At 69.2% G+C, this 24,989-nt stretch carries 24 protein-coding genes and 1 tRNA gene; all 25 read right to left on the reverse strand.

The features are described from left to right. Positions 1 to 31: 31 nt before the first annotated feature. The gene (rpsS, locus tag ACQPZO_RS27105; RefSeq protein ID WP_007073032.1) at positions 32 to 313 is read right to left on the reverse strand and encodes a 30S ribosomal protein S19; all 282 of its coding nucleotides are present in this window, start codon (positions 311 to 313) and stop codon (positions 32 to 34) included. A 12-nt stretch (positions 314 to 325) separates the two neighbouring features. Then, positions 326 to 1,165 (reverse strand): 50S ribosomal protein L2, encoded by an 840-nt coding sequence (gene rplB, locus ACQPZO_RS27110; protein WP_161685911.1) that lies wholly within the window; start codon positions 1,163 to 1,165, stop codon positions 326 to 328. 12 nt (positions 1,166 to 1,177) lie between these two features. Beyond that, the gene (gene rplW / locus ACQPZO_RS27115; RefSeq protein WP_161685913.1) at positions 1,178 to 1,480 is read right to left on the reverse strand and encodes a 50S ribosomal protein L23; all 303 of its coding nucleotides are present in this window, start codon (positions 1,478 to 1,480) and stop codon (positions 1,178 to 1,180) included. Continuing rightward, positions 1,477 to 2,127 (reverse strand): 50S ribosomal protein L4, encoded by a 651-nt coding sequence (rplD, locus tag ACQPZO_RS27120; protein ID WP_387015007.1) that lies wholly within the window; start codon positions 2,125 to 2,127, stop codon positions 1,477 to 1,479. The genes rplW and rplD overlap by 4 nt, the downstream gene beginning before the upstream one ends. Continuing rightward, complete coding sequence (gene rplC / locus ACQPZO_RS27125; RefSeq protein ID WP_433344732.1) at positions 2,124 to 2,789, reverse strand: 50S ribosomal protein L3; 666 nt, start codon at positions 2,787 to 2,789, stop codon at positions 2,124 to 2,126. Before rplC ends, rplD begins: the two co-directional genes overlap by 4 nt. Before the next feature lie 11 nt (positions 2,790 to 2,800). After that, positions 2,801 to 3,109 (reverse strand): 30S ribosomal protein S10, encoded by a 309-nt coding sequence (gene rpsJ / locus ACQPZO_RS27130; RefSeq protein ID WP_007073037.1) that lies wholly within the window; start codon positions 3,107 to 3,109, stop codon positions 2,801 to 2,803. 354 nt (positions 3,110 to 3,463) lie between these two features. Then, the gene (gene tuf, locus ACQPZO_RS27135) at positions 3,464 to 4,657 is read right to left on the reverse strand and encodes an elongation factor Tu (RefSeq protein ID WP_387015001.1); all 1,194 of its coding nucleotides are present in this window, start codon (positions 4,655 to 4,657) and stop codon (positions 3,464 to 3,466) included. Between the two features lie 222 nt (positions 4,658 to 4,879). Next, the gene (gene fusA / locus ACQPZO_RS27140; RefSeq protein WP_433344733.1) at positions 4,880 to 6,976 is read right to left on the reverse strand and encodes an elongation factor G; all 2,097 of its coding nucleotides are present in this window, start codon (positions 6,974 to 6,976) and stop codon (positions 4,880 to 4,882) included. Positions 6,977 to 7,053: 77 nt separating this feature from the next. Beyond that, a complete protein-coding gene (rpsG, locus tag ACQPZO_RS27145; protein ID WP_320066534.1) occupies positions 7,054 to 7,524 on the reverse strand; it encodes a 30S ribosomal protein S7 in 471 nt (156 codons plus the stop codon). A 1-nt stretch (position 7,525) separates the two neighbouring features. Beyond that, positions 7,526 to 7,900, reverse strand: a complete 375-nt coding sequence (gene rpsL / locus ACQPZO_RS27150) for a 30S ribosomal protein S12 (protein ID WP_320066535.1) — start codon at positions 7,898 to 7,900, stop codon at positions 7,526 to 7,528. A 577-nt stretch (positions 7,901 to 8,477) separates the two neighbouring features. Next, entirely contained in the window at positions 8,478 to 8,846 is a 369-nt protein-coding gene (locus ACQPZO_RS27155; protein ID WP_433351286.1) for a hypothetical protein, read from the reverse strand. Positions 8,847 to 9,457: 611 nt separating this feature from the next. Beyond that, positions 9,458 to 9,826 carry a hypothetical protein gene (locus ACQPZO_RS27160; protein WP_350881983.1) on the reverse strand — a complete coding sequence of 123 codons (369 nt, stop codon included), beginning with the start codon at positions 9,824 to 9,826 and terminating at the stop codon, positions 9,458 to 9,460. Between the two features lie 195 nt (positions 9,827 to 10,021). Next, entirely contained in the window at positions 10,022 to 13,909 is a 3,888-nt protein-coding gene (locus ACQPZO_RS27165) for a DNA-directed RNA polymerase subunit beta' (protein ID WP_433344734.1), read from the reverse strand. Positions 13,910 to 13,990: 81 nt separating this feature from the next. Further along, positions 13,991 to 17,422, reverse strand: coding sequence for a DNA-directed RNA polymerase subunit beta (locus ACQPZO_RS27170; protein ID WP_387014991.1), 3,432 nt, complete (start codon positions 17,420 to 17,422; stop codon positions 13,991 to 13,993). Positions 17,423 to 18,002: 580 nt separating this feature from the next. Further along, positions 18,003 to 18,386 (reverse strand): 50S ribosomal protein L7/L12, encoded by a 384-nt coding sequence (gene rplL, locus ACQPZO_RS27175; RefSeq protein WP_433344735.1) that lies wholly within the window; start codon positions 18,384 to 18,386, stop codon positions 18,003 to 18,005. A gap of 54 nt (positions 18,387 to 18,440) precedes the next feature. Next, the gene (gene rplJ, locus ACQPZO_RS27180; protein ID WP_433344736.1) at positions 18,441 to 18,986 is read right to left on the reverse strand and encodes a 50S ribosomal protein L10; all 546 of its coding nucleotides are present in this window, start codon (positions 18,984 to 18,986) and stop codon (positions 18,441 to 18,443) included. A 400-nt stretch (positions 18,987 to 19,386) separates the two neighbouring features. Continuing rightward, a complete protein-coding gene (locus ACQPZO_RS27185; protein WP_433344737.1) occupies positions 19,387 to 20,076 on the reverse strand; it encodes a hypothetical protein in 690 nt (229 codons plus the stop codon). After that, positions 20,073 to 20,990, reverse strand: a complete 918-nt coding sequence (locus tag ACQPZO_RS27190; RefSeq protein ID WP_433344738.1) for an ATP-binding cassette domain-containing protein — start codon at positions 20,988 to 20,990, stop codon at positions 20,073 to 20,075. The genes ACQPZO_RS27185 and ACQPZO_RS27190 overlap by 4 nt, the downstream gene beginning before the upstream one ends. A gap of 78 nt (positions 20,991 to 21,068) precedes the next feature. Continuing rightward, positions 21,069 to 21,785 carry a 50S ribosomal protein L1 gene (gene rplA / locus ACQPZO_RS27195; protein ID WP_350881996.1) on the reverse strand — a complete coding sequence of 239 codons (717 nt, stop codon included), beginning with the start codon at positions 21,783 to 21,785 and terminating at the stop codon, positions 21,069 to 21,071. 81 nt (positions 21,786 to 21,866) lie between these two features. Then, positions 21,867 to 22,301, reverse strand: coding sequence for a 50S ribosomal protein L11 (gene rplK / locus ACQPZO_RS27200; protein ID WP_405116251.1), 435 nt, complete (start codon positions 22,299 to 22,301; stop codon positions 21,867 to 21,869). Positions 22,302 to 22,483: 182 nt separating this feature from the next. After that, a complete protein-coding gene (gene nusG / locus ACQPZO_RS27205; protein ID WP_396670346.1) occupies positions 22,484 to 23,206 on the reverse strand; it encodes a transcription termination/antitermination protein NusG in 723 nt (240 codons plus the stop codon). Between the two features lie 39 nt (positions 23,207 to 23,245). Continuing rightward, positions 23,246 to 23,653, reverse strand: a complete 408-nt coding sequence (secE, locus tag ACQPZO_RS27210; protein ID WP_433344739.1) for a preprotein translocase subunit SecE — start codon at positions 23,651 to 23,653, stop codon at positions 23,246 to 23,248. Positions 23,654 to 23,864: 211 nt separating this feature from the next. Continuing rightward, positions 23,865 to 23,937 (reverse strand) — tRNA-Trp (locus tag ACQPZO_RS27215). A 127-nt stretch (positions 23,938 to 24,064) separates the two neighbouring features. Beyond that, positions 24,065 to 24,457 (reverse strand): MaoC family dehydratase, encoded by a 393-nt coding sequence (locus ACQPZO_RS27220; protein ID WP_433344740.1) that lies wholly within the window; start codon positions 24,455 to 24,457, stop codon positions 24,065 to 24,067. A gap of 1 nt (position 24,458) precedes the next feature. Beyond that, complete coding sequence (locus tag ACQPZO_RS27225) at positions 24,459 to 24,905, reverse strand: FAS1-like dehydratase domain-containing protein (RefSeq protein ID WP_387014969.1); 447 nt, start codon at positions 24,903 to 24,905, stop codon at positions 24,459 to 24,461. Positions 24,906 to 24,989 lie beyond the last annotated feature (84 nt).

The raw sequence follows: 24,989 nt of genomic DNA on the forward strand, positions 1-24,989 counted from the left end.
CCCTTGTTCCTCTATCCGTATGCCCGCGGCGTCAGCGCCGGCGGCTCTTCCGGTCGTCCTTCTCGTGACCCTTGAACGTGCGGGTCAGCGCGAACTCGCCGAGCTTGTGCCCGACCATCGCCTCGGTAACGAACACCGGGACGTGCTTGCGTCCGTCATGCACGGCGATCGTGTGGCCGAGCATCTCGGGGATGATCGTCGAGCGCCGCGACCAGGTCTTGATGACGTTCTTCGAGCCCTTGTCGTTCTGCGTCTCCACCTTCTTGAGCAGGTGGTCGTCGACGAACGGGCCCTTCTTCAGGCTGCGAGGCATGTCTTATCTCCCTCAGCCGCGCTTACGCGTGGCGTAGCGGCGGCGAACGATCAGCCGGTCACTCGGCTGGCCCTTGCGACGGGTGCGGCCCTCGGGCTTACCCTGCGGGTTGACCGGGTGACGGCCACCTGAGGTCTTACCCTCACCACCACCGTGCGGGTGGTCGACCGGGTTCATGGCGACGCCTCGGACGGTCGGGCGCCTGCCCTTCCACCGCATGCGGCCGGCCTTGCCCCAGTTGATGTTCGACTGGTCGGCGTTGCCGATCTCGCCGACGCTGGCGCGGCACCGCACGTCGACCCGCCGGATCTCACCGGACGGCAGACGCAGGGTGGCGTACACGCCCTCCCGGCCGAGCAGCTGGACGCCGACGCCGGCCGAGCGGGCCAGCTTGGCGCCGCCGCCCGGACGCAGCTCCACGTTGTGGATGGTGGTACCGACCGGGATGTTGCGCAGCGGCAGGTTGTTACCCGGCTTGATGTCGGCGCCCGGTCCGGACTCCACCGCGTCGCCCTGCTTCAGGTCCTTCGGCGCGAGGATGTAGCGCTTCTCGCCGTCGGCGTAGTGCAGCAGCGCGATGCGCGCGGTGCGGTTCGGGTCGTACTCGATGTGCGCGACCTTCGCCGGGATGCCGTCCTTGTCGACCCGCTTGAAGTCGATCAGACGGTACTGGCGCTTGTGGCCGCCACCGTGGTGCCGGGTGGTGATCCGGCCGTGGACGTTACGCCCACCCTTCTTCGGCAGCGGTGCCAGCAGCGACTTCTCGGGCTTCGACCGGGTGATCTCGGCGAAGTCGGCGACGCTCGAGCCACGCCGGCCCGGCGTCGTCGGCTTGTATTTACGGATAGCCATTGTCTACACCCCTCAGCTGACCGGGCCGCCGAAGGCCTCGATACGGTCACCGTCAGCCAGCTTCACGATCGCCCGCTTGGTGGCCTTGCGCTGACCGAAACCGGTCTTCGTGCGCTTGCGCTTGCCCTCACGGTTGAGCGTGTTGACCGTCAGGACGCGGACGTTGAAGATCTGCTGGATAGCGATCTTGATCTCGGTCTTGTTCGCGTCCGGGCGCACCAGGAAGGTGTACCAGTTCCGGTTCAGCTCGCTGTAGCTCTTCTCCGAGACGACCGGCGCGACGATGATGTCCCGCGGATCGGCGATCGTGCTCACTTGCCACCCTCCTCGGTGGTCTCGGCGGGAACGCCCAGGAACTCGTCCAAGGCGTCCTTGGTGAAGACCACGTCGTCGGCCACCAGCACGTCGTACGTGTTGAGCTGGCCGGCCTCGATCAGGTGCACCCGCGGCTCATTGCGCAGCGACACCCAGTTCAGCTCGTCGGTGCTGCTCAGCACGACCAGGACCCGGGTGGCCTCGGTCAGCTTGACCAGCGTGGCCAGGGCGGCCTTGGTCGACGGCTTCTCGCCCGAGACGAACGCCTCGACGACGTGCACCTGGCCAGCGCGGGCCCGGTCGGAGAGAGCGCCACGCAGGGCGGCGGCCTTCATCTTCTTCGGGGTCCGCTGGCTGTAGTCACGCGGCACCGGGCCGTGGACCACGCCACCGCCGGCGAACTGCGGCGCGCGGATCGAACCCTGACGGGCCCGACCGGTGCCCTTCTGCTTGTACGGCTTCTTGCCGCCGCCGGCGACCTCGCCGCGGGTCTTGGCCTTGTGCGTGCCCTGGCGGGCTGCCGCGAGCTGGGCCACCACGACCTGGTGCATCAGCGCGAGGTTGGCCTGGACGTCGAAGATGTCGCCGGGCAGCTCGACGGAGCTGCTCTTGGCGCCTTCGACGTTGAGGACGTCAACGGTGGTCACTTGGCCACACCGCCCTTCTTCACCTTGGCCTTGGCCGCGTTGCGGACCAGGACCAGCGCGCCCTTGGGACCGGGAATGGCCCCACGAACGAGCAGGAGGTTGTTCTCGGTGTCGACCGCCTGGACGGTCAGGTTCTGGACGGTGTAGCGCACGCCACCCATCCGGCCGGCCATCCGGGTGCCCTTGAAGACGCGACCCGGGGTGGCGCACGCGCCGATCGAGCCCGGTGAGCGGTGCTTGCGCTCGACACCGTGGCTCGCGCGCAGACCGTGGAAGCCGTGCCGCTTCATCGGGCCGGCGTAGCCCTTGCCCTTGGTCCGGCCGGTGACGTCGATGCTGACGCCGACCGGGAACTCCTCGACCGTGACCTCCTGGCCCAGCGAGTAGTCCGCGGCGTCCGCGGTGCGCAGCTCGACGATGTGTCGGCGCGGCGCCACGTCCGCCTTCGCGTAGTGCCCGCTGACCGGCTTCTTCACCTTGCGCGGGTCGATCGTGCCGTAGGCGAGCTGGACTGCGGAGTAACCGTCCTTCTCGGCGCTACGAACCTGGCTGATGACGCACGGGCCGGCCTGAACCACGGTCACCGGGACAACACGGTTGTTGTCCCAGACCTGGGTCATGCCGAGCTTTGCGCCCAGGATCCCCTTGACTTGCCTGTCCATTTGTCCGGTCCCTACAGCTTGATCTCGATGTCGACGCCAGCCGGCAGGTCGAGGCGCATGAGCGAGTCGACCGTCTTCGGAGTCGGGTCGATGATGTCGATCAGCCGCTTGTGAGTGCGCATCTCGAAGTGCTCGCGCGAGTCCTTGTACTTGTGCGGCGAGCGGATGACGCAGAAACGGTTGATCTCCGTGGGCAGCGGCACCGGGCCAGCGACCTGCGCCCCGGTACGCGTCACCGTCTCGACGATCTTCCGCGCCGAGGAGTCGACGACCTCGTGGTCATAGGCCTTGAGCCGGATGCGGATCTTCTGTCCCGCCATGGTGGCTTCTGTTCCTTCTCTCGATGCCGCAGTGTTGCGGGCACCTGCACCGGCTGGCACAGGCCCACTTCCGCCGACCCCCGCGGTCGGGCGTGTCGCGCCCTCGGACCAGGCTCCGCCCCGGGTCTCCGGAGCTCTGCTGACCGCGCGGTGGGTCATGGCGCCGATCGCGTCACCGCGACCTGAACGCCGTGCGAGGGTGGTTGGCCGCCAGGGACAGGCCAACCACCCTACGCGCGACTGTTCAACGACCCGGAGGTCCAGCGGATGCCGGACGCGGGCGACGAACTGTCGTTACGCAACCTGACTAGTATGCCGCAATACCGGCGGCAACGCTAATCGGGGTTACCCAGGTCACTTGATGATCTTGGTGACCCGACCCGCGCCGACCGTACGGCCACCCTCCCGGATCGCGAACTTGAGGTTGTCCTCCATCGCGATGGGCTGGATCAGGTTCACGGTCATCGTGGTGTTGTCGCCCGGCATGACCATCTCGGTGCCCTCGGGCAGCGTGACGACGCCGGTGACGTCCGTGGTCCGGAAGTAGAACTGCGGACGGTAGTTCTGGAAGAACGGGGTGTGCCGGCCGCCCTCCTCCTTGGAGAGGATGTAGACCGTCGCCTCGAACTCCGTGTGCGGGGTGTTCGAGCCCGGCTTCACCACGACCATGCCGCGCTCGACCTCGTCGCGCTTGGTGCCACGCAGCAGCAGGCCGACGTTCTCGCCTGCGCGGGCGTCGTCCAGGGTCTTCCGGAACATCTCGATCGCGGTGACCTTGGTCTTGAAGCCCTTCTCCTTGATACCGACGAGCTCGACATCCTCGTTCGGCAGGAGAACGCCGCGCTCCACGCGACCGGTGACGACGGTGCCACGACCGGTGATCGTGAAGACGTCCTCGACCGGCATCAGGAACGGCTTGTCGATCTCGCGCTCAGGCTGCGGGATCGCGGTGTCGACCGCGTTCATCAGCTCGAGCAGCTTCTCGGTCCAGACCGGGTCGCCCTCGAGCGCCTTCAGCGCGGAGACCTGGACGACCGGCAGGTCGTCACCCGGGTACTCCTGCGACGAGAGCAGCTCGCGGACCTCGAGCTCGACGAGCTCCAGGAGCTCCTCGTCGTCGACCATGTCGCTCTTGTTGAGCGCCACGACGATGTACGGCACGCCGACCTGACGGGCCAGCAGCACGTGCTCGCGGGTCTGCGGCATCGGGCCGTCGGTCGCCGCGACCACCAGGATCGCGCCGTCCATCTGCGCGGCACCGGTGATCATGTTCTTGATGTAGTCGGCGTGCCCGGGGCAGTCGACGTGCGCGTAGTGCCGAGACTCGGTCTGGTACTCGACGTGCGCGATCGAGATCGTGATGCCGCGGGCCTTCTCCTCCGGCGCCTTGTCGATCTGGTCGAACGGCGTGTAGGGGTTCAGGTCGGGATACTGGTCGTGCAGGACCTTGGTGATGGCCGCCGTCAGCGTCGTCTTACCGTGGTCGATGTGACCAATGGTGCCGATGTTGACGTGCGGCTTAGTCCGCTCGAACTTCGCCTTCGCCACTGGTGTCCTCCTGTGGACTTCTTGGTTCGTTCGCCCCGGCGCGCCAGGTCGGCGCTTAGGACTCTGTCGACAGCCTTTCCGACCTCGCGGTCGGAGAGCTTTGGTGGGTTCTGCGGCGATGAAGCCTACAGACCCGGTCTCATGCAACCCGACCGAGGTGGCCGCCGGCGGGGATACCCTCCCGCGACCAGCCCCGGTTCATCCGATCAGCTCAGGTGAGCGTCACTCACCCGTAGCCTTGGCGATGATCTCCTTCGCCACGTTCTGCGGAACCTCGGCGTAGGAGTCGAACTGCATGCTGTAGCTGGCCCGGCCCTGGGTCTTCGACCGCAGGTCGCCGACGTAGCCGAACATCTCCGACAACGGCACCAGGGCCCTCACGATGCGGGTGCCGCTGCGCTCCTCCATCGCCTGGATGATGCCGCGGCGGGAGTTGAGGTCGCCGATGACGTCACCCATGTTCTCCTCAGGAGTGGTGACCTCAACGGCCATCATCGGCTCGAGCAGTGCGGGGTCGGCCTTGCGGGCCGCCTCCTTCATCACCATCGAGCCGGCGATCTTGAACGCCATTTCCGAGGAGTCGACCTCGTGGTACTGGCCGTCCAGCAGCGTCAGCTTGACACCGACCAGCGGGAAGCCGGCCAGGATGCCGTACTGCAGCGCGTCCTGGGCGCCAGCGTCCACCGACGGGATGAACTCCCGGGGGATACGGCCACCGGTGACGGCGTTGGCGAACTCGTACGTCGGGGAGTCGTTGCCCATCGGCAGCGGCTCCACGCTGACGATGACCCGGGCGTACTGGCCGGAGCCACCGGTCTGCTTCTTGTGGGTGTACTCGATCTTGTCCACCTTGCGGCGGATGGTCTCGCGGTACGCCACCTGCGGCTTGCCGATGTTCGCCTCGACGTTGAACTCGCGGCGCATCCGGTCGACCAGGATGTCCAGGTGCAGCTCGCCCATGCCGGCGATGACCGTCTGACCGGTCTCCTCGTCCAGCTTGACGCGGAAGGTCGGGTCCTCCTCCGCCAGCCGCTGGATGGCGGTGCTGAGCTTCTCCTGGTCGGCCTTGGTCTTCGGCTCGATGGCGACCTCGATGACCGGCTCCGGGAAGGTCATCGACTCCAGGATGACCGGGTTCGCCGGGTCGCACAGCGTGTCGCCGGTGGTGGTCTGCTTCAGACCCTGCACCGCGATGATGTCGCCAGCCTGGGCCGAGCCGCGCTCTTCCCGCTTGTTGGCGTGCATCTGGTAGATCTTGCCGATCCGCTCCTTGCGGTCCTTGGTGGAGTTGACCACCTGGTTGCCGGTCTCGACCGTGCCGGAGTAGACCCGGACGTAGGTGAGCTTGCCGAGGTGCTTGTCGGTCTGGATCTTGAAGGCCAGGCCGGCGAACGGCTCCGACTTCGACGGCTTCCGCTGCAGCGGCGTCTCGCCGTCGGCCGCGGTGCCCTCGATCGCCGGGACGTCCAGCGGCGACGGCAGGAAGTCGACCACGGCGTCGAGCATCGGCTGGACGCCCTTGTTCTTGAACGCCGAGCCGCAGAGCACCGGGTTGGCCTTGCTGGCGATGGTGGCGCGCCGGATGGCGGCCTTGATCTCCTCGACGGAGATCTCCTCGCCCTCCAGGTACTTCTCCATCACCGAGTCGTCGACGTCGGCCAGGGTCTCAATCAGCTTCTCGCGCCACTCGGCGGCGGAGTCGGCGAGGTCGGCGGGGACCTCCTCGATCGCGTAGTCCTCACCCTTCTGGGTCTCCCCGCGCCAGGTGAGGGCGCGCATGCCGATCAGGTCGACGACGCCGATGTGGTTGCCCTCGAGCCCGATCGGGATCTGGAGCACCAGCGGGGTGGCGTTGAGCCGGTCGATCATCATCTGCACGCAGCGGAAGAAGTCCGCGCCGGTCCGGTCGAGCTTGTTGACGAAGCACATCCGCGGGACGTCGTACTTGTCGGCCTGACGCCAGACGTTCTCCGTCTGCGGCTCCACGCCGGCCACACCGTCGTAGACCGCGACCGCACCGTCCAGCACCCGCAGCGACCGCTCGACCTCGACCGTGAAGTCGACGTGGCCGGGCGTGTCGATGATCTGGATCGTGTGGCCCTTCCACTCACACTTGGTAGCAGCGGAGGTGATGGTGATCCCACGCTCCTGCTCCTGCTCCATCCAGTCCATGACGGCACCGCCATCGTGGACCTCACCGATCTTGTACGTGATACCGGTGTAGAAGAGGATCCGCTCGGTGGTGGTGGTCTTACCGGCATCGATGTGAGCCATGATGCCGATGTTGCGTACGTTGGCGAGCGCGTCTGCGGCGGCCACTTCAATCCCTACTTATCGTCGTCTCGACACAACTGGTGGCGGTTCCGGCGCCCCGAGAGGCGCCGGAACCAAGTGTGTTACCAGCGGTAGTGCGCGAAGGCCTTGTTCGACTCGGCCATCTTGTGCGTGTCCTCGCGCCGCTTCACGGCAGCACCCAGGCCGTTGCTCGCGTCCAGCAGCTCGTTCATGAGCCGCTCGATCATGGTCTTCTCGCGCCGGGCCTTGGAGTACGTCACCAGCCAGCGCAGACCGAGGGTGGTCGCGCGGGTCGGACGGACCTCGACCGGCACCTGGTAGGTGGCGCCACCGACGCGGCGGCTGCGCACCTCGAGGGTCGGCTTGACGTTGTCCATCGCCCGCTTGAGGGTGACGACCGGGTCGGTGCCGGACTTCTCGCGGCAGCCCTCCAGAGCGGCGTACACGATACGCTCGGCGAGCTGACGCTTACCGCGCATGAGGATCTTGTTCACCAACTGGGTGACCAACGGCGAGTTGTACACCGGGTCAGCGACCAGCGGCTTCCGCGGAGCGGGTCCCTTACGCGGCATCTCAGCTCTTCTCCTTCTTCGCGCCGTAACGGCTGCGCGCCTGCTTGCGGTTGCGGACACCCTGGGTGTCCAGCGAACCGCGAACGATCTTGTAACGCACGCCGGGGAGGTCCTTCACCCGGCCGCCGCGGACGAGCACGATCGAGTGCTCCTGCAGGTTGTGACCCACGCCCGGGATGTAGGCGGTCACCTCGATCTGGCTGCTGAGCTTGACGCGAGCGACCTTACGGAGCGCCGAGTTCGGCTTCTTGGGGGTGGTGGTGTACACGCGGGTGCACACACCGCGCCGCTGAGGGGAACCCTTCAGCGCCGGGGTCTTGGTCTTGGTCGTCTTGGCCTTGCGGCCCTTTCGGACCAGCTGCTGAATCGTGGGCACCGGGTTTCTCCGCTCCCTTCGGCCGCCATCCGGCGGCCGCGCCGTCTACTCGTAACCGTCCCTGGTGGGAAGGCTCTCCTACATTCCGGCCAGGGCCATCTTGCGAAGGTCCCGGCACCCGCGGTCGGGCGTGTCGCCCAGCTCACGGTCCCGGTGCCGCCGCTCGCGCGCGCACCGGATTTCTGTCACCGGCCCGCGATCACCCGCGCCGGGTCTTTGGCTATGTCGTGTCGCCGCATGCTCACCAGGTCGCCCGGGTCCAGCGCACGCACGAGTCGCCCGGGCAGGCCCGGGCGCAAGGGGAAAGAGTACCTATCACAGCCGCACAGGTCAAAACGGAGAGGTCCCGGAGATCAGCGTCACCGCACTGCCGGCCGAACCGTCGTGCCTGCCCATCCGCGATGGGCACCTACGGAAACAAGTGTAACGGCTTCCGCCGGAGACGACCCGGTCGCCCCCGCCGGACCCCGGCCGGCCCGCGCCGTCCGCCCCCGCCACCTCGACGGCCCGGGAGGAACCGAACACCTCGGGCCGGCCGCCTGACGCCGTCGATCACCGGGCCCGGCGGACCACCGGCTCAGCCGAGGCCGGAGAGCAGCGCCAGGCCCAGACCGAGCAGGCTGAGCACCAGGCCCGAAGCGCCGCAACTGATCCCGGCCAGGGCCAGGCCCCGGCCGGTGAACCGCACTGCGGGCGGCGGCGCGGGTCGCCGGATCTGTCGCGTGCTGAGCAGACCGGCCACCACGGCCGCCGCCCCGGCCAGCACCCCGAGGAACGCGAACACGCCGGCGGCCCAGACCCCCTGCGAGGCCGCGGTCGCCCCCAGACAGATCACCAGGAGCGAAACCAGGGCCGAGGCGATCCCGGCCACCAACGAGCCGACCGCGAGCCCGGAGGTGACCGGGGGGACGTCGAGGTGCACCACGCCGAACGGGGTGCCGGGCACCGGGTCGACCCGCTTCGGCGGCCGGGGGGCCTCCCGCGGCGGCGGGGGCACCCGCCCCCAGCCGGTGCCCGGCCCGCCCCAGCCGGGGCCCGCGTGCTGGCCCGGATACCCCACCGGTCCCGCTACGGGGTGAGCCCCTGCCGGTTGCCCGGACCAGGGCGCCAGCGTCGGATACGGGCCGGCCGGCCGCTCACCGCCGGACGGACCCGCCGGCGACGACCAGCCGACCTGCGGCGCGGGGCCCGGGTGCGCCGCGGGGCCGGCCGGCGGGAACGGACCCGGAGGAGATCCCGCGTTCCCGGCCGGCGGGGGCGGCGGGGAGACCGGCGGCGGCGCGTACTCCACGGGGGCGACCTCCGGGGCGATGCGGGGCCCGGCGTCCGCGTCGGCAGCCGGCCTGGCCCACGGGTTCGCCCCCTGCGAGGCGGGAGGCCCGGCCGGATCCGGGGGCGCGACGGGTCGCTCCGCCGGATCGCCCGAGGGCCGCGCCGGTTCCGTCACGAGGGCCTCCAGTCGCCGGTCGCTGTCCACCGCCGCGCGACGGACACCGGTCAGGCTACCGCCGCCGCCCCAGCCCTCGTGGGTGGGCGGGGACGCATCCCCCGGGACGGTCAGTCCACGTTCGGCGCGTAGTCGTGCCCGAACGGCTGCCCGGCCAGTCGGACCAGCCCGATCACCACCGCCACCACGACGGTCGTCGCGACCAGGACCAACCCCGCCCAGGCCAGCCGCTCCCCCCGCCGCAGCCAGGCCCCGCCGGTGAGGAAACCCCCCGAGGCGTACGCCTCCCGCCGGGCCTGACGGGCCAGCACGAGGGCGAGGGTGGCCGGCACCACCCCACCGACGAAGAGCCCGGTGAGCGCGCCCATCAGGCCGAGAGCGAAGACCGCGCGGGCCTTGCTGGACCGGACCGGGTCGGGATCGAGCGGATGGCGCGGCCCCGGCTGCGCGACGGGCACCTGCCCGGGTGCGGTCGTCATGCCCACCATCATGCCCCTCCGGCCCGGTCGGGCGACCCGGCCCCGCCGCCCTCTTCCCCGCCGGAGCCACCCCGCCGCCCGGACGGGGGTTCGGCACGCACGGCACCGAGCCGGGAGACCTCTTCATCCGTTCTGTCCGAACCGAGATGCGACGAGGCCCCCGGCGGCTGCCGGGGGCCTCGTCGTTCCTACTGCTTAGCGGTACGACCCGAAGTCGAAGTCGTCCAGCGGCACGGCCTGCCCGCTGGCCGGCCCGAAGCCGTAGTCGGTCTCCGGGTAGCCGGTCATCGAGTAGACCTTGGCCTTGGCCTCCTCGGTCGGCTCGACCCGGACGTTGCGGTACTTGCTGATGCCCGTACCGGCCGGGATGAGCTTACCGATGATCACGTTCTCCTTGAGGCCGACCAGCGAGTCGCTGCGCGAGTTGATCGCCGCGTCGGTCAGCACCCGGGTGGTCTCCTGGAAGGAGGCCGCCGACAGCCAGGAGTCCGTGGCCAGCGAGGCCTTGGTGATACCCATCAGCACCGGGCGACCGGCGGCGGGTTCGCCGCCCTCGGAGACGAGCCGGCGGTTCTCCGACTCGAACAGCGCCCGGTCGACCAGCACGCCCGGCAGGAACTCGGTCGAGCCGGAGTCGATGACCGTCACCCGCTTCAGCATCTGGCGGATGATGATCTCGATGTGCTTGTCGTGGATGAGCACACCCTGCGAGCGGTAGACCTGCTGGACCTCCTGGGTCAGGTGGACCTGGACCGCGCGCGGGCCGAGGATGCGCAGCAGCTCGTGCGGGTCGATGGTGCCCTCGGTGAGCTTCTCGCCGACCTCGACGTGGTCGCCGTCGTGGGCCCGCAGCCGGACCCGCTTGGAGATCTTGTCGTAGACGATCTCCTCGCTGCCGTCGTCCGGCACAACGATGATCTTCCGCGACCGCTCGCCGTCCTCGATCCGGATCCGGCCCGGGGTGTCGGCGATCGGCGCCTTGCCCTTCGGGACCCGGGCCTCGAAGATCTCCTGGACGCGGGGCAGACCCTGGGTGATGTCCTCACCCGCGACACCACCGGTGTGGAACGTACGCATCGTCAGCTGCGTACCGGGCTCACCGATCGACTGGGCGGCGATGATGCCGACCGCCTCGCCGACGTCCACGGTCTTGCCGGTCGGCAGCGAGCGGCCGTAGCACGCACCGCAGACGCCCAGCTTCGACTCGCAGGTGAGCACACTGCGCACCCGCACCGTCTCCACCCCGGCGGCGACGATCAGGTCGACCCCGATGGAGTTGACGTCCTGGCCGCGCTCGGCGACGACGTTGCCGTCCGGCCCCTTGATGTCGTCCGCCAGGGTCCGGGCGTGCACGCTGGTCTCGGCGTGCTCGTGGACGTACAGCTTGCCGTCGCGCCGCTCGCCGATCTGCATCGGGATGGCCCGGTCGGTGCCGCAGTCCTCCTCGCGGATGATGACGTCCTGCGACACGTCCACCAGACGGCGGGTCAGGTAACCCGAGTCGGCGGTCCGCAGCGCGGTGTCGGCGAGACCCTTGCGGGCACCGTGCGTGGAGATGAAGTACTCCAGCACGGACAGACCCTCCCGGTAGCTGGCCTTGATCGGCCGGGGGATGATCTCGCCCTTCGGGTTGGCCACCAGACCACGGATCGCGGCGATCTGACGGAGCTGGAGCAGGTTACCGCGGGCACCCGAGTGGATCATCTTCCACAGGGGGTTCTCCTGCGGCAACGCGGTGTCCATCTCCTTGGCGACCTCGTTGGTCGCCTTGGTCCAGATCTCGATGAGCTCGCCGCGACGCTCCTCGGCGGTCATCAGACCCCGCTGGTACTGCTTGTCGATCCGGTCGGCTTCCTTCTCGTACTTCTCCAGGATCTCCCGCTTGCGCGGCGGAGCGATGACGTCCTCCATGCCGATCGTCACACCGGACCAGGTGGCCCAGTGGAAACCGGCCTCCTTGAGGCCGTCCAGGGTGGCGGCCAGCGCCACCTTCGGGAAGCGCTCGGCCAGGTCGTTGACGATCGCGGAGAGCTGTCCCTTGCGGATCTCGTAGTTCACGAAGCGGTAGCCCTGCGGCAGCGTCTCGTTGAACAGCACCCGGCCCAGGGTGGTCTCGACGGTGAGCGGGTCACCCTCGACCCAGCCCTCCGGCGCGACCCACGGCTCGGCGCCGACGCCGTTGTCGACCCCGACCAGCCCGCGCAGCCGGATCTTCACCGGCGCCTGCAGGTGCAGCTCGCTGGCGTCGAAGGCCATCCGGGCCTCGGCGTCCGAGCTGAACGGCCGGCCCTCGCCCTTCTCACCGGCCCTGAGGTGGGTGAGGTGGTACAGGCCGATGACCATGTCCTGGGTGGGCATCGTGACCGGCTTGCCGTCGGCCGGCTTGAGGATGTTGTTCGACGACAGCATCAGGATCCGCGCCTCGGCCTGAGCCTCGGCGGACAGCGGCACGTGCACCGCCATCTGGTCACCGTCGAAGTCGGCGTTGAACGCGGTGCAGACCAGCGGGTGGATCTGGATCGCCTTGCCCTCGACGAGCTGCGGCTCGAAGGCCTGGATGCCCAGTCGGTGCAGGGTCGGCGCGCGGTTCAGCAGCACCGGGTGCTCGCCGATGACCTCTTCCAGCACGTCCCACACGACCGGCCGCTGCCGCTCGACCATCCGCTTGGCGGACTTGATGTTCTGCGCGTGGTTGAGGTCCACGAGCCGCTTCATCACGAACGGCTTGAACAGCTCCAGCGCCATCTGCTTGGGCAGGCCGCACTGGTGCAGCTTCAGCTTCGGGCCGACCACGATGACCGAACGGCCGGAGTAGTCGACGCGCTTGCCGAGCAGGTTCTGCCGGAACCGGCCCTGCTTGCCCTTGAGCATGTCGGACAGCGACTTGAGCGGGCGGTTGCCCGGGCCGGTGACCGGCCGGCCGCGGCGGCCGTTGTCGAACAGCGCGTCGACGGCCTCCTGGAGCATCCGCTTCTCGTTGTTGACGATGATCTCGGGCGCGCCGAGGTCGATCAGCCGCTTGAGGCGGTTGTTCCGGTTGATCACGCGGCGGTACAGGTCGTTCAGGTCGGAGGTCGCGAAGCGGCCACCGTCGAGCTGCACCATCGGGCGCAGGTCCGGCGGGATGACCGGGACGCAGTCCAGCACCATGCCGAGCGGCGAGTTGCGGGTGTTCAGGAATGCCGCCACGACCTTGAGCCGCTTGAGCGCCCGGATCTTCCGCTGACCCTTGCCGGAGCGGATGGTCTCGCGCAGGCTCTCGGCCTCGGTGGAGAGGTCCATGTTCTGGACCAGCGCCTTGATGGCCTCGGCACCCATCGCGCCGGTGAAGTACTCGCCGAACCGATCGCGCAGCTCCCGGTAGAGCAGCTCGTCGGTGACCAGCTGCTTCGAGTCCAGCTTGCGGAAGGTGTCGAGCACCTCGTCCAGGCGGTCGATCTCGCGCTGGGCCCGGTCGCGGATCTGGCGCATCTCGCGCTCTCCGCCCTCCTTGACCTTGCGCCGGACGTCCGCCTTCGCGCCCTCGGCCTCCAGCTCGGCCAGGTCGGCCTCGAGCTTGGCGGCCCGCTTCTCGATCTCCGAGTCGCGGCTGTTCTCGGCCTGCCGCTTCTCGGCCAGGATCTCGTTCTCGATGGTCGAGAGGTCGCGGTGACGCGACTCGGCGTCCACGCTCGTGATCACGTACGAGGCGAAGTAGATGATCTTTTCGAGGTCCTTCGGGGCGAGGTCCAGCAGGTAACCCAGCCGGCTCGGCACGCCCTTGAAGTACCAGATGTGGGTCACCGGAGCGGCCAGCTCGATGTGACCCATCCGCTCCCGGCGGACCTTGGAGCGGGTCACCTCGACGCCGCAGCGCTCGCAGATGATGCCCTTGAACCGGACCCGCTTGTACTTACCGCAGTAGCACTCCCAGTCCCGCTGCGGGCCGAAGATCTTCTCGCAGAAGAGCCCGTCCTTTTCCGGCTTGAGGGTGCGGTAGTTGATCGTCTCAGGCTTCTTGACCTCGCCGTGCGACCACTGACGGATGTCGTCGGCGGTGGCGAGACCGATGCGCAGCTCGTCGAAGAAGTTGACGTCGAGCACTATGTCCCCTATGTCGTCGTCTGTACTGCTTAGCTAATGGGCGGGGTCGGGAGCCGGCGAACCGGCTCCCGACCGCTCACCTCAGACCTCTTCGACCGAGCTCGGCTCGCGCCGGGACAGGTCGATGCCCAGCTCCTCCGCGGCCCGGAACACCTCGTCGTCGGTCTCGCGCATCTCCAGGGCCACACCGTCGCTGGAGAGCACCTCAACGTTGAGGCACAGCGACTGCAGCTCCTTGAGCAACACCTTGAACGACTCCGGAATGCCCGGCTCCGGGATGTTCTCGCCCTTGACGATCGCCTCGTAGACCTTGACCCGGCCCAGGACGTCGTCGGACTTGATCGTGAGCAGCTCCTGCAGGGCGTACGCGGCGCCGTACGCCTGCATCGCCCAGCACTCCATCTCACCGAAGCGCTGGCCACCGAACTGCGCCTTACCACCCAGCGGCTGCTGCGTGATCATCGAGTACGGGCCGGTCGACCGGGCGTGGATCTTGTCGTCGACCAGGTGGTTGAGCTTCAGGATGTAGATGTAACCGACCGCGATCGGGTCCGGCAGCGGCTCGCCCGAGCGGCCGTCGAACAGCTGCGCCTTGCCGGTGGAGCCGATCAGCTGCTTGCCGTCCCGGTTGGGCAGGGTCGACGAGAGCAGACCGGAGATCTCCTCCTCGCGGGCGCCGTCGAAGACCGGCGTGGCCACGTTGGTGTCCGGCTCGGACTCGTGCGCCTCGATGGAGCGCAGCTGGCGCTTCCAGTCGGTGTCGTCGCCGTCCACGCTCCAACCCGTCTTGGCCACCCAGCCGAGGTGCGTCTCCAGCACCTGGCCGATGTTCATCCGGGACGGAACACCCAGCGGGTTCAGCACGATGTCGACCGGGGTGCCGTCCTCCAGGAACGGCATGTCCTCGATCGGCAGGATCTTCGAGATGACGCCCTTGTTGCCGTGCCGGCCGGCGAGCTTGTCGCCGTCCTGGATCTTCCGCTTCTGGGCGACGTAGACCCGGACCAGCTCGTTGACGCCCGGCGGCAGCTCGTCGCCGTCCTCGCGGGAGAAGGTACGCACGCCGATGACCGTGCCGGTCTCGCCGTGCGGCACCTTCAGCGAGGTGTCCCGGACCTCGCGCGCCTTCTCGCCGAAGATCGCGCGGAGCAGCCGCTCCTCCGGGGTCAGCTCGGTCTCGCCCTTGGGCGTGACCTTGCCGACCAGGATGTCGCCGGGGACGACCTCGGCGCCGATCCGGATGATGCCGCGCTCGTCGAGGTCGGCGAGCATCTCCTCGCTGACGTTCGGGATATCGCGGGTGATCTCCTCCGGGCCGAGCTTGGTGTCCCGGGCGTCGACCTCGTGCTCCTCGATGTGGATCGAGGTGAGCACGTCCTGCTGCACGAGGCGCTGCGACAGGATGATCGCGTCCTCGTAGTTGTGGCCCTCCCAGCACATGAACGCCACCAGCAGGTTGCGCCCGAGCGCCATCTCGCCCTCGTCGGTGCACGGACCGTCGGCGATGACCTGACCGGCCTCGACGCGGTCGCCCTCGAAGACGACCGGCTTCTGGTTGACGCAGGAGCCGGCGTTGGAGCGGCGGAACTTGTGCAGCAGGTACGTCCGGCGGTGGCCGTCGTCCTGGTGGATGGTGATGTAGTCGGCGCAGAGGTCCTCGATGACACCGCCGACCTCGGCCACGACCACGTCACCGGCGTCGACGGCGGCGCGGTACTCCATGCCGGTGCCGACCAACGGCGACTCCGCCTTGACCAGCGGCACCGCCTGGCGCTGCATGTTCGCGCCCATCAGTGCCCGGTTGGCGTCGTCGTGCTCGAGGAACGGGATCATCGCGGTCGCGACCGAGGTCATCTGCCGCGGCGACACGTCCATGTAGTCGACGGCGCCGGGAACCACGTCCTCGGTCTCGCCACCCTTACGGCGACACAGGACCCGGTCCTCGGCGAACGTGCCGTCGGCCTTCAGCCGCGCGTTGGCCTGCGCCTTGACGAACCGGTCCTCCTCGTCCGCGGTCAGGTAGTCGATCTGGTCGGTGACCCGACCTTCGACGACCTTCCGGTACGGCGTCTCGATGAAGCCGAACGGGTTGACCCGGGCGAAGGTGGAGAGCGCGCCGATCAGGCCGATGTTCGGGCCTTCCGGCGTCTCGATCGGGCACATCCGGCCGTAGTGGGACGGGTGTACGTCGCGGACCTCGAAGCCGGCCCGCTCCCGGGACAGACCACCCGGGCCGAGCGCGCTCAGCCGGCGCCGGTGGGTCAGACCCGCCAGCGGGTTGGTCTGGTCCATGAACTGGGACAGCTGCGACGTGCCGAAGAACTCCTTGATCGCCGCCACGACGGGACGGATGTTGATCAGGGTCTGCGGCGTGATCGCCTCGACGTCCTGGGTGGTCATCCGCTCGCGGACGACCCGCTCCATCCGGGACAGGCCGACCCGGACCTGGTTCTGGATCAGCTCGCCCACGGTACGCAGGCGCCGGTTGCCGAAGTGGTCGATGTCGTCGGCCTCGTAGCCGTCCTCGCCGGCGTGCAGCCGGCAGAGGTACTCCACGGTGGCGACGATGTCGTCCTCGGTCAGGGTGCCGGTGGTGATCGGCACGCCCACTTCGAGCTTCTTGTTGAACTTGTACCGACCGACCTTGGCGACGTCGTACCGCTTCGGGTTGAAGAAGAGGTTGTCGAGCAGGGTCTGGGCGTTCTCACGGGTCGGCGGCTCGCCAGGGCGGAGCTTCCGGTAGATGTCGAGCAACGCCTCGTCGGCGCCGGCGATGTGGTCCTTCTCGAGCGTGGTCATCAGCAGCTCGGACCAGCCGAACTTCTCGCGGATCCGCTCGGCGGACCAACCGATGGCCTTGAGCAGGACCGTGACGGCCTGCCGGCGCTTGCGGTCGATGCGGACGCCGACCGTGTCGCGCTTGTCGATGTCGAACTCCAGCCAGGCACCCCGACTCGGGATGACCTTGACGCTGGAGAGGTCGCGGTCGGAGGTCTTGTCCGGCTCTTTCGAGAAGTACACGCCCGGCGAGCGGACGAGCTGGCTGACCACGACGCGTTCGGTGCCGTTGATGATGAAGGTGCCCTTCGGCGTCATCATCGGGAAGTCACCCATGAACACCGTCTGGCTCTTGATCTCGCCGGTGGTGTTGTTGGTGAACTCCGCGGTCACGAACAGCGGGGCGCAGTAGGTCAGGTCCTTCTCCTTGCACTCCTCGATCGAGGCCTTGACCTCGTCGAAGCGCGGTGCCGAGAAGGAGAGCGACATGGTGCCGGAGAAGTCCTCAATAGGACTGATCTCTTCGAGGATTTCCGCGAGACCCGAGCGTGCGTGCGGGTCGTCCGCCGACCGGCCCTGCCAACCCTCGTTGCCGACGAGCCAGTCGAAGGACTCGTTCTGAATGGCGAGGAGGTTGGGGACCTCGAGGTGTTCGGTGATCCTGCCGAAAGAGACTCGGCGGGGAGCGAAAGCGCTCGACGTACGACTGGTCTTCGCAGGGCGGGAAGCTGCCAAGATGCGTCCTTCCGAGGACCGGTGCTGCAGAACGGCTGGTACGCGTGCACTCCAATATCCCCACCAGAAATACCCGCAATCGGACATTTCTGCGCAGGGGTCAAGTCGGAAGGCAGCGCAAACTAGCAGTGTAGCCGAGAGGCTAACCGCTGTCCAGCCCAGCCCGCAGGTCGTCGCGGAACGCGCCTCGGAGTCCCCCGAAAGAGGGACGACCGGGCCGCTCGGAACGCGGCGGACCTACGGATCCGCTCGGGTGCGGCGGCCGATGGTGCCGCCGCTGCCAATACCCAAGAGGTGGCCGTTGCAAGCGCGGAAGGTCTTGCAGGTGTCAGCGTGCCTGGCGGCCCGGGGCCGCGTCAAGGGCCGGTCTCGCCGGCGACACCTGTTTCCCCCCGACGGACGACCTCCGCTCCGGCCGTACCGCCGGGTGCCGGGCGTCCGCGCCCTGCTCAGAACGTTGCTGGCGGTCCCAACACGAACACGGCGGGCGACGATCCAAATTCGAGATCGTCGCCCGCCGTGTCGGAGTACGCCCCGGCTCACGTGAACCTGAGCCGGGCCCGCGCCCGGTCAGCCCCAATTACTTGAGGATGACCGTGGCGCCCTCGCCCTCGAGCTTGGCCTTGGCCTTGTCGGCGGCCTCCTTGTTGACCTTCTCCAGGACCGCCTTCGGCGCGGCCTCGACAAGGTCCTTGGCCTCCTTCAGGCCCAGGCCGGTCAGCTCACGCACGACCTTGATGACCTGGATCTTCTTGCCACCGGCAGCCTCGAGGACGACGTCGAACTCGTCCTTCTCCGGCTCGGCCTCGGCGGCGGTCGGGGCAGCGCCCCCGGCGGCGACGGCGACCGGAGCCGCGGCGGTGACCTCGAAGGTCGTCTCGAACTGCTTCACGAACTCGGAGAGCTCGATCAGCGTCATCTCCTTGAACGCGTCAAGCAGCTCGTCGGTGCTGAGCTTCGCCATATCTGGCGTCCTTTCCTAATGTTTGACTAAGAACGTGGGTGCGCCGCGGGGGCCTCAGGCCGCCTCGGCGCCCTCCTTCTCGCGCTTGTCCTGCAGGGCTGCCGCGACACGAACGGTCTTCGACAGCGGGGCCTGGAACAGGGCCGCGGCCTTGCTCAGGTTGCCCTTCATCGCGCCGGCCAGCTTGGCCAGCAGCACCTCGCGGGACTCCAGGTCGGCAAGCTTCGTGACCTCGGCCGCGGAAATGGCCTTGCCCTCGAAGACGCCGCCCTTGATGACAAGCTTCGGGTTGGCCTTCGCGAAGTCGCGAAGCCCCTTCGCCGCCTCGACGACGTCGCCCGAAACGAAAGTCAGCGCGGTAGGACCGGTGAACAGCTCGTCGAGCCCGGAGATGCCCGCGTCGGTCGCGGCACGCTTCGCCAGCGTGTTCTTCGCGACCGTGTAGGTGGTCTCCTTGCCGAGCGAGCGCCGCAGCTGGGTGAGCTGGGAAACCGTCAGACCACGGTACTCGGTCAGCACCGTAGCGCCCGCGTTGCGGAAGTTCTCGGTCAGCTCGACGACGGCCGTGGCCTTGTCGGCCCGGATCGGCTTGTCCGCCATGTCCCTCCTCTCTCGTTGCTCCAGGCTGGTCCACCGGGAAGCCGGCAGGCTTCCGCGGTACCGGAGGGCCACGACAACGAGAAACGCCCCGGCGCAGGGCGCACGGGGCGAGGGTCGGCCGGTCGCACCGCAGTCGGCGGACCACGGGAACACGGCCAAGTTTCGCTTGCCGCCCTGCGCGGGTCGCCCGTCGAAGCGGGACCTTCGACCGTGCCGGGGCACGGTGACCAGCGGTCTCTGGGTGTTACTTCGCCTCAGGCTACGCGACACGCCCGTGACCGCCAAATCGCCCCCGGGTGCGCCCGGTCACTCCCCCGCCGGTGATCGACCCCGTTCACCGTGCACCGGGGCCCTCAGCGGCCCGGGAGGGCGCAGCGGGCGGCGCCCCGGACGGTCGCGATCAGACGCGGACCCGCCGGCGCCAGGCGTACGCGGCCAGGGCCGTCGCGCTCCAGGCGATCCCCCAACCGCTGAGCAGGGCCAGGGTGGCACCGGACGGTCCGGCGGCGGCAGCCCGGGCGGTGGACATCACCGGCGGCGCCAACCACGGGACCACCGAGTCGGAGAGACCCAGGACCAGCGTGCCGACCACGCCGAGCGCCAGCACCGCGACGCCGTACCCGGCGCTGCCCGTGACGGCCCGGCTCGCCAGCGCGCCGAGCGCCACGGCTGACGGCAGGGCGAGCAGGTGCGCCCAGACGCCGAGGGCGACACCGGCGGCCAGCGACCGGCCGCCCGGCGGCACCTGGCTGGTCACCCCGCCCACCAGCCACGGGTAGACCAGCCCGGCGGCGACCGTACCGAGCCCGGCCACGACCGCCGCGAGCAGCCCGGCGGCCCGTTCCCTGGCCGCCCCGGCGAGCACCAGTGCCAGCCGGCGCTGCACGTCCGGCTCGACGTCGAGCAGGATCTTGGTCTGCCAGGCCAGTACCGGGAACAGCACCACCGCCGAGACGCCGTACGCCTCGCCAGGCTGGGCCCGCCCGCCGCCGTAGAGGACGCCGAGGGCGAGCAGGCCGGCCAGCAGGGGCGCGACCGCCCGTCCGGTACGCAGGAAGCCGGCCAGCCTCAGCCGGACCAGCGCGTTCACCGGCTCGCCCGCCCTGTCGGCCCGGAGGCCGGCACGTCCCCGCCCGCCCCGTCGGCAGGGCCCGGCGGACCGCTGATCGGGGGCGCGGCGGGAGCGGTCGGTTCCCCAGCAACCGTTGCCGCCAGTTCCCCGGCGACGAGGGCGGTCGGCTTCCTGGCGAGGGCGTCGGGCGGGGCGGCGTCGGAGCGTACCCGTAGGACGTGGTGGCCGTCGGCGCGCAACCGGGCGACGGTGCCGGCCACCCGCGCGGCCGGCACCGCGACCTCGACCACGACGAGCGCGTCGGCCGACGCGTCGGCCGGCCCCTGCGCGGTGACGGTGCCGTCGGCGACGGCCCAGCGGGCGGCGCCCGGCAGCCGTGCCGTCTCGCCCCGATGGTCGCTGACGAGCACCGACCCGCCGGCCGCCAGCACCTCGCCGATCAGCCCGGGGACCAGTTCCCGGGCGGCGGCATCGAGGCCTTCCCACGGCTCGTCGAGGATGAGCAGATCGGGCCGGTGCAGCATCGCCTGGGCCAGGCCCACCTTCTGGGCCGTGCCCTTGGACAGCTCGGGAAGGCGCACGCCGCGAAACCGCGTCAGGCCCAGCCGTTCGGTCCACCGGTCGACCGCCAGGTCCGCCTCGCCCCCACCCAGTCCGGCCACCCGGGCCATCCCGGTCAGGTAACGCCGCACGGTGAACGGCTGGTCGACAGGGAACCGCTCCGGCACCCAGCCGACGTGCCGCGGGCGGTCGACGACCCGGCCCCGGGTCGGCCGGAGCACCCCGGCCGCCAACTGGAGCAGCGTGGACTTGCCGACGCCGTTGCGGCCGAGCACCACGGCGGCCTCGCCCGGGTCGAGCCGCAGGCTGGTCTCCCGCAGCACCCACGGGCCGCGCCGGTGGTACCGCAGCCACACACCCTCCCACCGCATGCCGCGAGCCTGCCACACCGGAGAGACGGAAAGGGCCCCGCCACGACTCGTGGCGGGGCCCCGTCGAGGCAGCGGTGCTCAGGCCTCGGTCACGCCCTCCTGGAGGTTCTTGACCAGGTTCGGGTCGACCGGAACGCCCGGGCCCATCGTGGTGGTGAGGGTGACCTTCTTGAGGTACTTGCCCTTCGACGCCGACGGCTTGGCCCGCAGCACCTCGTCGAGGACGGCGGCGTAGTTGTCGACCAGCTGGGACTCGGAGAACGAGGCCTTACCGATGATCAGGTGGAGGTTGGAGTGCTTGTCCACCCGGAAGGTGATCTTGCCGCCCTTGATGTCCGAGACGGCCTTGGTGACGTCCATGGTCACCGTGCCGGTCTTCGGGTTCGGCATGAGGCCGCGCGGGCCCAGGATCCGCGCGATCCGGCCGATCTTGGCCATCTGGTCCGGGGTGGCGATCGCCGCGTCGAAGTCGAGCCAACCACCCTGGATCCGGGCGACGAGCTCGTCGGTGCCCACCTCGTCCGCACCGGCGGCGGCGGCCTCCTCGGCCTTCGCGCCGGAGGCGAAGACGATCACGCGGGCGGTCTTGCCGGTGCCGTGCGGCAGGTTGACCACGCCACGGACCATCTGGTCCGCCTTGCGGGGGTCGACGCCGAGGCGCATGGCGACCTCGACCGTGGCGTCGAACTTGGCGTTGGTGGTGTCCTTGGCGATCTTGACAGCCTCGGCCGGGGTGTAGAGCTTCGACCGGTCGATGACCTCGGCGGCCTTGCGGTAGGTCTTGCTGCGCTGCATTTCTTGCTACTCCTGTGGTCTATGGCGGGCCGCGGTGACCGCGCACCCTCCCACGAAATGACGGGGAAGCGGTGACCGAGGTCAGTCGGAGACGGTGATGCCCATCGACCGGGCGGTGCCGGCGATGATCTTCTGAGCCTGGTCGATGTCGTTGGCGTTGAGGTCGGCCATCTTCTTCTCGGCGATCTCCCGCAGCTGGGCGCGGGTGACGGAGCCGACCTTCTGGCTCTGCGGCACGCCGGAACCCTTCTCGGCGCCGGCGGCCTTGATCAGCAGCCGGGCGGCGGGCGGGGTCTTCAGCACGAAGGTGAAGGAACGGTCCTCGTAGACGCTGATCTCGGCGGGGACGATGTCGCCCCGCTGGGACTCGGTCTGCGCGTTGTAGGTCTTGCAGAACTCCATGATGTTCACGCCGTGCTGGCCGAGCGCGGGGCCGACCGGCGGCGCCGGCGTGGCCTGGCCCGCCTTCAGCTGAAGCGTGAACGTCTTGACGAGCTTCTTCTTCTTCGGAGGCATGTCACTTCCTGGGGCTTGGAACTGGGAAAGGTGCCGGCCGGGGGCGCGCACGGTCAGCGCGATGCGACGGCCGACGTTCTAGAGTAGCGCAATGCTCCGCCGCCCCTCCGCCGAGGTCCGGCGAGGGGGCGGAACGGATACGCCGGCGGCGGGCTGCTGCCCCACCGCCGGCGACCGGAACGTCAGATCTTGGTGACCTGGTTGAAGTTCAGCTCGACCGGGGTCTCCCGGCCGAAGATCGACACCAGCACCTTGAGCTTCTGCTGGTCGGCGTTGATCTCGCTGATCGTCGCCGGCAGCGAGGCGAACGCGCCGTCGGTGACGGTGACCGAGTCGCCCACCTCGAAGTCCAGCACCCTGACCTCGGGCTTGGCCTTCTTCTGCCCAGTCTCGACCGCCGGGGCGAGCCACTTGAGCACCTCGTCGAGGCTCAGCGGCGCCGGCCGGTCGGCCCGGTCGGTCGCCCCCACGAACCCGGTGACCCCGGGGGTGTTACGCACGCAGGAGTAGGACTCCGCGGTCAGCTCCATCCGGACCAGGATGTAGCCGGGGAACACCTTGGCCTGGATCTGGGACCGCTTGCCGTTCTTGACCTCGATCTCTTCCCGGGTCGGCACCTCGACCTGGTAGATGTAGTCCTCCATGTCGAGGGAGGTGATCCGGGTCTCGAGGTTGGTCTTGACCTTGTTCTCGTAGCCGGCGTACGAGTGCACCACGTACCAGTCGCCCGGCGCGTAGCGCAGCTTCTGACGCAGCTCCGCGACCGGGTCGAAGTCCTCTTCCGGTGCGGGCTCGGTGGTCGGAAAGTCCGGCTCGCTGGCGGCCTCGACCGACTCATCGTTGGCCGCCGTCGCCACCGCGGACTGCTCGTCCGTGGTCTCGGCGGTCTCGTCGTACTCAGGCACGCTCGCTCACTTCCGTCACTATCGGCTTGAGTCAGCCGGTCAGCTGGGGTTGCCGAAGACCCACAGCACGCCCTTCGCGAAGGCGTAGTCCAAGCCGGCCACGATCGTCAGCATCACCGCGACGAAGGTGACGACCACGGCGGTGTAGGTCAGCAGCTCCTTGCGGGTAGGCCAGATGACCTTACGCAGCTCGGCCACGACCTCGCGGAAGAACCGCGCGATGCGGGCGAACGGCCCCACCCGCTCGGTGTCCTTGCGGGTCTTCCTCTCGTCGGCCGACTCAGCCTTGGCCCGCGCCCGAGTCGCCGTGCCGCCACGGGAGACCGGCTCGTCCGCGTCGGTGGCGTCGTCGGCGACCACGTCGTCGGCGGCCACGTCGTCGACGACATCGTCGTTCAGACGGTCGTCGTCGCCGGCGTCCTCGCTACGGCGCTTGTTCTCGGCCACTTCGCCCTCCGTCGCGGGAATCGGGGTCGCACGCCGGTGCGGCGTACGCGGCGCTGGTCACGCCGGCCGGACCAACCGTCCCGCGACGGGCCGCGGCCGGCGGATCGACGGATGGGCCCGATGCCTCGGAACCACCCCGCCGATGCCACCACCACGGGCCGGACGCCGCCGGTTGGCGACGCGACCCACGGGAACGGTCAGGCCTGAGGCGCAGGGGTGACAGGACTTGAACCTGCAGCCTGCGGTTTTGGAGACCGCTGCTCTGCCAATTGAGCTACACCCCTGTGCGGCAACGCTCCCCCGACCCGGTCGTGCAGCACCGGGCGGGGTCACTTGCCCCACGGCGGACCAGTGTACGGGTAGCGAGGCCACTTTCCCAACTGGTCCACCTCCTCGCGTGGCGGAGCCCCCTCAGCGGGGTGTCCGGATCACCGCCCGGGCCTGCGAGAGCACCTTCTGTCCGCTGCACGTCGCGATGATGTCGAGCCTGGTCAGGCCCTCTTCGGTGGTGTCCTTGACCTTGGCGGTCACCTCGACCTCGGTGCCGTCGTCATCGTCGGGAACGACCACCGGACGGGTGAACCGGACCCCGTAGTCGACCACCGCGTCGGGCGCGCCGGCCCACTCGGTCACCGCCCGGCCGACCAGCGCCATGGTGAACATCCCGTGCGCGATCACCCCGGGCAGGCCGACGCCGGTGGCGAACCGGTCGCTCCAGTGGATCGGGTTGAAGTCGCCCGAGGCGCCCGCGTAGCGGACCAGGTCGGCCCGGGTGACCCGAAAGGTCTTGGTGGGCAGTTCCACGTCAGGCCTCCCCGCGTACGACGAGCTTGGACCAGACGGCGACCACCGGCTCGCCGGCGGCCGTGGTGACGTCGGTGCGGGTGGTCAGGAAGTCGTGCCCGCCCCGGCTGCTGATGTCCTCGATCGTGTTCGCACAGACCAGCTCGTCACCGGCCACCACCGGACGGGTGTAGGCGAACCGCTGGTCGCCGTGGACCACCCGGCTGTAGTCGACACCGATCGCCGGGTCGTCGATGATCTGCCGACTGGCGGCCATCGTCAGGACCACGGGGAAGGTCGGCGGGGCGACCACGTCCGGGTGGCCGAGCGCCCGGGCGGCCTCGGGATCGTGGTACGCGGGGTCGGTGGCGCCGATCGCCGTGGCGAACTCGCGGATCTTCTCTCGGCCCACCTGGTAGGGGGCGGTCGGCGGATAGGTCCGGCCGACGAAGGACTGGTCCAAGGGCATGCCGAGAACCTACACGGAAAGCACGAAAGCCGACCCGGGGGCGGACGCGCGGAAGAAGCCGCGCATCCGTTCCGGATCGGCGAT

It is taken from the genome of Micromonospora sp. CA-111912 (assembly GCF_050948415.1).
GTDB lineage: Bacteria > Actinomycetota > Actinomycetes > Mycobacteriales > Micromonosporaceae > Micromonospora.